The sequence below is a fragment of the Cytobacillus sp. NJ13 genome (assembly GCA_030348385.1).
GTDB lineage: Bacteria > Bacillota > Bacilli > Bacillales > Cytobacillaceae > Cytobacillus.
In genome coordinates, this window is sequence record JAUCFP010000006.1 from 4337617 (window position 1) to 4348355 (window position 10739).

Genomic DNA, 10739 nt, shown 5'->3' on the forward strand with positions numbered 1-10739 from the left:
AAAAGTTTATGGCACAAAAATATGGTTTGTTTTAATAGGTATAAGAATCCTTTTTTTTCATATTATGTAAAAAAATCCTACTTATATTATAAGTGTTTTGTCACATTATGTAAGGGATTTATTCGTGAAATTTCCGTAAATTTTTCATAGGAATTTTATACTAATAATTTAACAAATCAATTTGAACTTATAAGGAGATGCTAATTGTGTTATCTGGAAAAAAAATACTTGTCACTGGAGGTAGCCGAGGAATTGGGCGGGCAGTCATTATATCTCTTATAAATGCTGGAGCTAAAGTTGTATCCACATACAAGAGCAACCATAGTTTAGCTGATCAGTTATGCAAAGAGGCCAACACAGAATCACAGAGATTGTTTATGATACCTGCAGATGCAGAAGACTATGAAAAAGCTCAGGAAACTGTTAAGCAAGCCAAAAGCTTATTAGGAGGATTAGACGGGATAGTCATTAATGCCGGCATCACAAGAGATAATCTTTTGTGGTCAATGCCAGAGAATGATTGGGATGACGTGGTTGCTACCAACCTAAAAGGCACTTTTAATTATGCCAGGGCAGCGGCATTTGGATTTGTAAAACAAAAAGCTGGAAGCATTGTTTGCGTAAGTTCTGTAAGCGGAATGATGGGTGTTCCTGGGCAAACCAACTACTCAGCAACAAAGGCAGGACAAATCGGATTTGTAAAATCTTTCGCTAAAGAAGTCGGAAAATTCGGAGTAAATGTAAATGCAGTTGCGCCAGGATTTGTTATGACTGATATGTGGGATGCTTTAGGAGATAAAAAGCAGGAGCAGGTGCTTCATAGTATTCCCTTAGGCAGGCCTGCTTCTTCGGAGGAAGTAGCTGAAGCCATTAAGTTTTTATTATCAGGGAATGCAAGCTATATTACAGGCCAAACACTTGTGGTTGATGGCGGACTAAGTGCTTAAGCAATAATTTAATAAATTTATATTATAGTAGGGGGAATAATTAATGGAGAAGAACCTAAAACAGGAATTAAGAATGATTGTGGCAGAACTGATTGAAATTGATGATTTTCAGGATGACGAAGACTTCATTGTAGATTTGGGACTTGATTCTATGATGTCAATTGAGATAGTTGCCCAAATTGAGCAAAAATATAAAATTGATATTTCTGAGGAGTATCTAGGTCAATTTCAGACATTAAACGATGTTGAGAGTATTGTAAGGCATTTGATTGAAGAACAAAGACAATCAGTCTCTGCAGGCAGCGGAGTGGAATGATGAGAAAACGGATTGTGATTACGGGTATAGGCGTGCTATCTCCAATTGGATCAGGACGCCATGAATTTTGGGATGCCTTGGTCAGTGGGAAGATTGGAACATCAGAAATTACGGCATTTGATACTTCCATTTTTAAAGTGAATCGAGGTGGCGAGATTAAAAATTTCAAGCCAGAAGATTACTATTCTTCCTCTCATTTTAAGAAAGCGGGAAGAACAACCCAATTAGCTGTTGCAGCTGCAAAAATGGCGTATCAAGATGCAGGATTGGAGCATGCAGGATACCATCCTGAAAATATAGGTGTCTGCATTGGAACTACAATGGGGAATACAGGAATTTTGGAATCTGCGACTGACGCATATCTTGAGAAAGAAGCTGGTCTAGTTTCAGATGCCCTCATTAGTCATTTTCCGAATTCCTACATATCAGGTGCTGTGGGGGAGGAATTGAATTTAGAAGGTCCCTGTTTAACGATTCCCACTGCTTGTGCTGCAGGAAACTATGCAATCACTTATGGAAGAGATTTAATTGAGGATGGGGATGTTGAAATAGCCCTAGTGGGAGGATCGGATGGTCTTTCCAGAGCATGTTATACCACATTTCACCGATTAGGAGCAATTGCCCCTGAAATCTGTCAGCCTTTTGATAAAGATCGCAAAGGAATGATGGTAAGCGAGGGTTCAGCTGTAATTGTACTTGAAGAAAGAGATCGGGCTCTTGCGAGAGGTGCAACGATTTATGCTGAGCTGCTCGGATGTGGTTTATCTTGTGATGCTCATCACCCAACCGCCCCGCATCCCAAAGGTTTAGGCGCAATATCTGCAATGGAAAAAACATTATTGGATGCTGGTGTGGCAAAAGAATCTATTTCTTACATTAGCGCTCATGGAACGGGCACTAAAGCCAACGATACCATAGAGTCTATTGCCATAAGAGAGGTTTTTGGTGAAGCGGCTGATCGTATACCGGTAAGCTCCATCAAGTCAATGCTTGGTCATACCATGGGGGCAGCTAGTGCAATTGAGGCTGTTACATGTGCTCTTGCAATTCATAATAATCTCATACCTCCGACAATGAATTTTAATGAACATGATTCTGATTGTATAAAAAATGTTGTTCCTAATAAATCCATACAACAAGAAGTAAGGTACACATTAAGTAATTCTTTTGCATTTGGTGGAAATATCTCAACAATTTTAATGGGGGCAGTCAAGAATGCAGGATAATCAGGAATCTATTGTTATTACAGGAATTGGAGTCATTTCTCCGCTTGGTATGGATCCTGATTCTCTTTGGCTAGCTTTGGAAGAAGGCAAATCTTGCCGTAGCATTGCCGATATTGAGGATAATTTCGGTAATAAATACTCATTCTGGACAAATAGAATGAGAGATTGGGATCCTCAAGATTTATTAGGCAATCGGGGTCTTCAATATCTACAGCCAAGTACACAGTACTTGATTGGTGCCTCCATCCAGGCCTTGCGAAGTGCCGGTTTAATTGTGGAAGATTTGGAACCGGAAGAATTAGGAGTGGTGATTGGGAGTAATTTTGCAGGGATGAAAATGACTTGGGAATATGATTACACAGCAAGAACGAGGGGACCAAAATATGTTAGTCCAATGCAGGCTCCAAATACGCTTGTGAATTCTCCCGCTTCTCATCTTGCGTTAAAAATAAAGTCAAGGGCTTGTAATACTACAGTTTCATCGGGTCAATGTGCCGGATTGGATGCAATTGGTTATGGAATAAAAATACTGCAGAAAAATCAGGCAAAGTATGTGCTAGTAGGGGGAACAGAAGAGATCAATCCAGCTATTTCATGGTATTACAAGAACTCAGGATTTCTGGGTGAAGATTTAAATAAGCCAATGGGATCCCCATACGATCAAGGGAGCGGCGGAATTGTACCGGGGGAAGGAGCTGCAGTTTTAATCATGGAACGTTTTTCAGATGCCAGACAGAGGAATGCACCTATGTTGGCTGAAGTCAGCTCCTGGTCCAGTGCATTCTCCAAGAAAGATAAATCAGGGCAGAGATTCGGATTAGAAAAGGCCATAACGAAAGCTCTTAAAAAAAGCGGAAACAAAGCTGAAGATGTAAAATTAATTCTTTCTGGAGCCAATGGCCTGCCTTCTTTAGATTTCACTGAACAGGCTGCAATTGAAAAAGTGTTTTCAAATGAAAGGGTACCAATTAGATGCATAAAGAGCATGACTGGTGAATTAAGTGGAGCAAACGGTCTTTTTCAGATGGCAGCAGCTGCTGGTGTGTTAAATAGGTGCAAGCTTCCCAGAAGGTGTTCGGCAGGATTGCAAGATGAAAACCTATTGCATAAAGAGGAGTCGCCTTGGGAGGTACCTTCGACTGATGAATGTGTTCTGCTTATTGAACAGGACTTTTTTGGCTCTTCAAGTGCAGTGGTTGTAAAGGGTGTTTAACTTCTTCACCCTTTATTTTTATGTGAGGTGACTAAAATGAGAAATGAGTATCTATTTGATGAAATTAAAAAGTTATTGCCCCAGGATTATCCCTTCATTTTTATTGATAGAGTTCAGGAGGTAAGTCCAGGAGAAAAAATTGTATGCAGAAAGAATGTTTCAGGTAATGAGTGGATAGTTCCAGGGCATTTTCCTGACAAATCTATCTTTCCGGGTGTATTGCTGGTTGAAGCCATGGCTCAGGCGAGCATTTTATTATTCAAATTGAGTCAGGATGGGAATGAAACTGGGATGTCTTTTTTGTTATCGTCAGTAAAGTCTCGCTTTCTTGAAACTGTTATTCCGGGAGATCAAATAGAATTTACGTGTGAAGTGATTAAGATGTTCGAGTCGGCGGGCATAGTAAAAGCTATAGCGATGGTAGAAGGCAAACTTGTATCTAAAGCTGAATTGACTTTTGCCGTTCAACGCTAAAACATAATAAATCAATTGTAGGAGAGGGGAGGAGAAAGTGATGAAAGTAAAAAATTTGCTTCAATTACTAGAGCTTAACCTTGAAGACGAAACACGGGGAGTTACCTTTATCAGCAATAAGCAAGACCAACATATTACATATAATGAACTCCACCAGAAATCTTTACATATATTAGGGGGCCTTCAAAGAAAAGGGATTAAAACTGGTTCAGAGATTATCATTCTAACAAATGAAGTTAATGTATTTGTCTATATGTTCTGGGCATGTATCATGGGAGGGTTTATTCCAGTCCCCGTCAGCGCAGGTAATACTAATGAGCACAAATACAAACTTTTAAAAATATGGAAGCAGATGAATGACCCATTTTTATTCATGGATCAAAAAGGCAGTAGAATTTTGAAAAGTCTTTCGAGCATAAAGGGTGCTGTTTCTTTAATTAAGCATATCGAGGATAAAACAATTTACTTTGAGGATGTGGACGGATTTGCTGCAGCAGGAAAGTTGCATTATGCAAATCCTAAAGATATTGCAATGATACAGTTTTCATCAGGTTCTACTGGAGAACCTAAAGGTGTTACATTAACTCATGAAAACCTTATAACTAATCTTGAAGGTATTGTAGAAGCAGACCCAAATCATTGGGCAGGGGATAAATTCTTTAGCTGGATGCCATTAACACACGACCTTGGGTTAATTGGATTTCACCTGGCTCCAATAGCTGCCAAGATCCATCAGTATCTTATGCCTACAAATATGTTTATCCGTTCTCCCCTTAGCTGGTTAAATAAAGTCCAAGAGTATAAAGCAACAGTACTATCATCCCCAAATTTTGGATATAAATTTTTACTTGATCGATTTAAGAACGAAGGCACGGATGAGCTGGACTTATCGAGTGTAAGAAAAATCGTAAATGGTGCTGAACCTATTTCATATGATCTCACACGGGAGTTTATAGAGGTTTTGCATCCATTTGGGCTTAGGGAAAATGTAATGGTCCCTTCCTATGGAATGGCAGAAGCTGCAGTGGGAGTTACATTTCCGGTTGTGAATGACGGTTTTCTTCCTATTTATATAGATCGAAAAACTCTAAAAATTAATTCGAAAATAAAAAGATTCTCTCACTATAATCCAAATGCAGCAGTATTAGTCAGTTTAGGAAAAGCAATTAAAGGTACAAGTATCCGGATATGTAATGAGGATGGCAAGGAGCTGGGAAATAACAGAGTTGGCAGAGTTCAGATCCAGGGGAATAATGTAACAAGTGGTTACTATAATAATTCCGAAGCTACTAAACAGGTAATGACAAAAGATGGATGGCTGATTACAGGAGACTTGGGTTTCATGAACGACGGGGATTTGACAATCACAGGCAGGGAGAAAGATATTATTTTTATAAATGGTCAAAACTACTATCCACATGATATAGAGAGAGTGGCAGAACATGTAGAGGGGATAGAATTAGGAAGAATCGCTGTCTGTGGGGTTTTAAATGAGGATCTTCAGAAGGAGGACGTAATAGCCTTTGTTTTATATAGGGGACCTTTTGAGGAGTTTGGATCAACTTGCTCCCAACTGAAAGAGCATCTAAATCGAGAATTAGCTATAGATCTTGCTAGTGTATTGCCAGTCAAGAAAATTCCACGAACGACAAGCGGAAAAGTGCAAAGATATTTGCTTGCCCAGCAATATGAAGATGGGGAATTTGATGAATTAAAAGAACGAGTGGATGAATTATTAGCTTGGGAAAGGTCTTCTCGTTTTATTGCCGCACCTCGAAATAAAATAGAACAGGAGCTTACTGAATACTTTAAGAAGGTTTTGGAGTTAAATGATGTCAGCATTTATGATCATTTTTTTGAAATGGGTGGAAATTCCTTAAAGGCAAGCCAGATTCTGGGGTTAATATTTAAAAAATATAGCATCGAAATGACTTTTGAAGAATTGTTTTTATTACCTACAGTTCATAGATTGGCGGCATTTATTCAAAGCTCTGAGAATAAAAGTAAATATTCACCATTGGCTTCAGTAGAGGAAAGCAGCTCTTATCCGATTACCCCAATGCAAAGAAAGATATATTTCATGGAGCGCTATGAAGGAATAGGAACTGCCTATAATGTAACTGCATCATTAAAAGTCACTGGCAGACTTTCGGTGGACAAAGCACAGTCCGCATTTCAGATGCTGATAGACCGCCATGAATCTCTTCGGACTAATTTTGTTACAGAGAAGGGTGAAATTCGTCAAGTTGTTAACAAATCCATAGCAACTGAAATTGTAAGAATAGATCCAAAAGATATAAATAATTTACAACAAGTGATCATTAAGCCTTTCGATCTTGTAGGTGAACAGCTAATAAGGTTTGGAATATGTGAATTAAGTACAGAAGATTTCATATTAATCTTTGATGTCCATCATATCGTGGCAGACCGAATCTCCATGAGTCTGCTGATCAATGATTTTTTTAATTTCTATGAAGGTAAGGATTTATTCCCTTTGCAGGTGCATTATAAAGATTTTTCAATATGGAATGATAAATCAAAGGAAGAGCCCTTTTTTAAAGAGCAAGAAAATTATTGGAGAAGCATTTTGGAAGGTGAGCTCCCGGTTATGGAATTTCCTGCAGATTACCGGAGGCCTAAAATTCAAAGTTTTAAAGGGGAAGTTTTGCCATTTTCAGTGAACGGGTCATTACTGGAAAATTTGAGAATGCTTGCAAAGGAAACTGATACTACATTATATATGGTTCTGCTCTCAGCATTTAACGTTCTACTTTCTAAGTATACAGGGCAAGAAGACATCATTGTAGGAACTCCTGTTTCTGGAAGGTATCACCCTGATCTAGAAAGTATCATTGGTATGTTTGTAAATACTTTGCCAATAAGGAGTTTTCCTGAATCCGATAAGTCCTACGTCAATTTTCTAAAGGAGACTAAGATTCGGATCCTCGATGCCCTAAACCATCAAAGTTATCCAACAGAAGAGCTGCTTAATGAACTTTCATATACTAAGGACCCAAGCAGGAACCCATTGTTTGATATGGTTTTTGTGATGCAAAACATGAATAAAAGTTCGTTTAATAATGAGGGGCTCGATATAACAGAAATCCCCATTAAGTCTCGATTTTCCAAATTTGATTTGACGCTTGAAGCAATTGAAACAGAGGATATCATCCATTTTAATGTTGAGTATAATAGCGGGTTATTTAAGCAGAATACAGTCAAGCGTTTCATTAATCATTTTAATAATGTATTGGCTGATATCACTCTGCATCCGCAAAAAAAATTAGCTGATATAAATATGCTAAGTGAAGAAGAGAGGTCTAACGTGCTCTTTTGCTTTAATGATACGGCGAGGGAGTTTCCGGAACATAAAACGATTCATCAATTAATTGAAGAACAGGCAGACCGTTCGCCGGATGCCCAGGCATTATTCTACAAACAGCAGACGATGACCTATAAAGAGTTAAATAAAAAGGCAAATAATCTAGCATCTTATCTAGTCCAAAAAGGGATAAGGAATGGAGATTATGTTGGCGTTTTTCTTAACCGTGGTTTTGAAATGATAATCGGGGTTTTAGGCATTCTTAAGGCTGGAGCAGCTTATGTTCCGCTTGATCCTAGTCTCCCTAAAGGCAGGCTAGACTATATAATAAATAGCCTCCAAATAAAAGCATTGGTTATTAATGATAAACAGAAAAGAAGAGCCGGGGAGCTAGCGGGAGAACACTTATCATTTTTTATCGATCCAAATCACGTGCATGACTCATTGGGCAGCCCCTCTGTGTCTGTAACTTCAGATGATAATGCCTATGTTATCTTTACATCTGGTTCTACAGGAATACCTAATGGTGTAAGGGTTAAGCATAAGTCGGTGGTTAATTTGATTGACTGGTTTAATCGGGAATTTAAAATTGGTCCTGCAGACCGAGTTTTATTTCTGACGTCCCTCAGCTTTGATTTATCTGTTTATGATATTTTTGGAATACTTTCTGCTGGAGGCTCTATCAGAATTGCTGGTAATGATGAACAGCGAAATCCTTTAATTTTACTAGAATTGATTAAAAATGATCCGATAACCTTGTGGGATTCTGCCCCAGCGGCATTTGGACAAATCGTCCCATTTATTCAAAATGGAAAAGCAGCAAGCAATAAGCTTCGGCATGTTTTCTTAAGCGGTGATTGGATTCCCTTATCAACACCTCAGATTATCTCGGAGGCATTTCCCTCCGCGAAGCTAATTAGCCTAGGTGGAGCAACGGAAGCGACTGTGTGGTCAAACTTTTATAAGGTGGACAGGGTGTTGCCGGATTGGAATAGTATTCCTTACGGGAAGCCTATCCAAAATGCCCAGTATTATATACTCGATAAACATCTTCAACCATGTCCAATTGGTGTGCCGGGTGAATTATATATAGGTGGAGATTGTTTGTCTGAAGGATATATTAATTCACCACAGTTAAACAATAAACGTTTTTTATCAAATCCATTTTTAGATTCGAAGTCTGCAAGGTTGTATAAAACAGGGGATAAGGCAAAATGGCATGAAGATGGAAATATCGAATTTTTAGGTAGACTGGACTTTCAGGTTAAGATAAGAGGTTATCGAATTGAACTGGGTGAAATACAGTCGGTGCTATCAATGCATAAAAAGGTTAAGGAAGCCCATGTATTAATGATTGAAAACAGCAATGAGGAAAAATCATTATGCGCATACATTTTATCTGAAGAAAGGATCAATCCCTCTGAGTTTAGGAGCTTCCTGGCAGAAAGAGTTCCAGAATACATGATTCCATCTTATTTTGTTGTATTAGAAAAGCTACCGGTAACCTTAAACGGAAAATTGGATAGAAAAGCATTGCCGGATCCTGATTCTTCCATTGATTTAGGCCAGCAATATGAACCCCCTAACAATAGAACTGAAGAGATTCTGGTAAACATTTGGGAAGAGTTGTTGGGGATAAAAGGAATTGGAATAAATGATAACTTCTTCGCACTCGGAGGAGACTCCATAAAGGCAATACAAGCGGCAGCGCGTTTAGATAACTATAACCTTAAGATGGATATTAACGATATTTTTAAGTTCCCGACAATTGCCGCCATAAGCAGGCAGGTGAAGCAGAATGCAAGGGACATTGATCAGGGAGCTGTAAAAGGGGATATCAACTTAACACCAGTTCAGAACTGGTTTTTTGCACAAAAATTCAAAGATAAGCACCACTTTAACCAAGCTTTTCTTATAAAGTCGAAAAGCGGATTTGAAACTGAGAAGGTCCAGCTGGTATTTGACCGTCTGCTTGAACACCATGATGCTCTTCGAATTGGCATAAATAAAACAAAGGAAGGCATAAAGCTATTTAATCATGATTTAGAGGTTAAGTCGCCAAAGGTAATTTTATATGACTTAACGGAAGAAAATGAGCCTGAAGGGCTGATAAGTAAAGAGGCAGAGCAGCTTCAAAAAGAAATTGATTTGAGTCACCCTCCTTTCTTAAAGTTAGCTCAATTCAATTCAAAAGATGGTGCATATCTTCTGATGATTATTCATCACCTCATTATTGATGGAGTATCTTGGCGGATATTGTTTGAAGATTTTGTCAAAGGCTACAAAAGTGCGTTGTCTGGTCAGGAAATAAATTTCCCCCCTAAAATGGATTCCTTCCAGACTTGGTCTAATCAGCTGGATATTTATTCAAAGAGTTTGACTTTAGAAAATGAGATTCCTTATTGGAGAAAGATTTCTAATTGCATGGAAGCGGCTTTGCCGAAAGATATTAATAGTCACAATAATAAAAATAACTCCTCAGAAACTATCGAATTTTATCTTGATGAAATTTATACGGAAAACCTTTTGACAAAATCAAGTCAGGCATTTAATACCGGTGTTGAAACGATACTATTAACGGCATTAAGTCTGGCAATATACGAATGGACGAAAAAGGCTGCAGTTTCCATAAATTTAGAGGGACACGGCAGAATAAACATTACTAAGGATTTGAAGATTGATAGAACGGTCGGATGGTTCACATCTATGTATCCGGTTCTTCTTGAATTTGATCCATATAAAAGTAAAGGTTATCAAATTAAACAGATTAAAGAATTGCTCATAAAGGTTCCAAACGGAGGGATTGGCTACGGGTTATTGAAATATAGTTCACATTCTATTGCCGGGGAATTTAATAATGATATGAATCCTGAAATTAGCTTTAACTACCTAGGTCAATTTAATCGTGAAATTGACGGGAAAGCTATTACTCTTTCCTATTTACCTTTAGGTGATACGGTAAGTCCCGAAGCAAACAGACCATATTCGTTGAATATTAATTGTTATGTAAAAGATGATCAGTTCGTTATGATGCTTGAGTACAGCAGCAATGAGTATCTAAGCCAAACCATGAATATGCTGACCAATCTTTATAAAAAGCATCTGATTGAACTAATTGACTACTGTACGAATGCAGAACAAGAGCTAACGCCAAGTGACCTAACCTTTAGCGGTTTCGATATTGAAGAACTAGAAAGTTTTATCCAGGAAGTTGCTGTAGGACTGGCAGATGAGGAGTAAG

The 10739-nt window shown here is 38.3% G+C and carries 6 protein-coding genes; all 6 read left to right on the forward strand.

The genetic code is table 11. From position 1 onward, the window contains the following. Positions 1-206: 206 nt before the first annotated feature. The 6 genes from fabG to QUF73_21565 are packed head-to-tail and all read left to right on the forward strand — an operon-like array spanning position 207 to position 10738. Positions 207-947 (forward strand): 3-oxoacyl-ACP reductase FabG, encoded by a 741-nt coding sequence (fabG, locus tag QUF73_21540; protein MDM5228711.1) that lies wholly within the window; start codon positions 207-209, stop codon positions 945-947. A 43-nt stretch (positions 948-990) separates the two neighbouring features. After that, entirely contained in the window at positions 991-1263 is a 273-nt protein-coding gene (locus QUF73_21545) for an acyl carrier protein (protein MDM5228712.1), read from the forward strand. Beyond that, complete coding sequence (locus QUF73_21550) at positions 1260-2489, forward strand: beta-ketoacyl-[acyl-carrier-protein] synthase family protein (protein MDM5228713.1); 1230 nt, start codon at positions 1260-1262, stop codon at positions 2487-2489. Before QUF73_21545 ends, QUF73_21550 begins: the two co-directional genes overlap by 4 nt. Then, the gene (locus QUF73_21555) at positions 2479-3702 is read left to right on the forward strand and encodes a beta-ketoacyl synthase N-terminal-like domain-containing protein (protein MDM5228714.1); all 1224 of its coding nucleotides are present in this window, start codon (positions 2479-2481) and stop codon (positions 3700-3702) included. Before QUF73_21550 ends, QUF73_21555 begins: the two co-directional genes overlap by 11 nt. Positions 3703-3738: 36 nt before the next feature. Then, entirely contained in the window at positions 3739-4176 is a 438-nt protein-coding gene (gene fabZ, locus QUF73_21560) for a 3-hydroxyacyl-ACP dehydratase FabZ (protein MDM5228715.1), read from the forward strand. A 40-nt stretch (positions 4177-4216) separates the two neighbouring features. Continuing rightward, entirely contained in the window at positions 4217-10738 is a 6522-nt protein-coding gene (locus tag QUF73_21565) for an amino acid adenylation domain-containing protein (protein ID MDM5228716.1), read from the forward strand. The last annotated feature ends 1 nt before the right edge of the window (position 10739 follow it).

Coding starts and splice junctions, on each gene's coding strand:
- QUF73_21565 (MDM5228716.1), top strand. CDS start 4,217: ATGAAAGTAAAAAATTTGCTTCAATTACTAGAGCTTAACCTTGAAGAC.
- QUF73_21545 (MDM5228712.1), top strand. CDS start 991: ATGGAGAAGAACCTAAAACAGGAATTAAGAATGATTGTGGCAGAACTG.
- fabZ (MDM5228715.1), top strand. CDS start 3,739: ATGAGAAATGAGTATCTATTTGATGAAATTAAAAAGTTATTGCCCCAG.
- QUF73_21550 (MDM5228713.1), top strand. CDS start 1,260: ATGATGAGAAAACGGATTGTGATTACGGGTATAGGCGTGCTATCTCCA.
- QUF73_21555 (MDM5228714.1), top strand. CDS start 2,479: ATGCAGGATAATCAGGAATCTATTGTTATTACAGGAATTGGAGTCATT.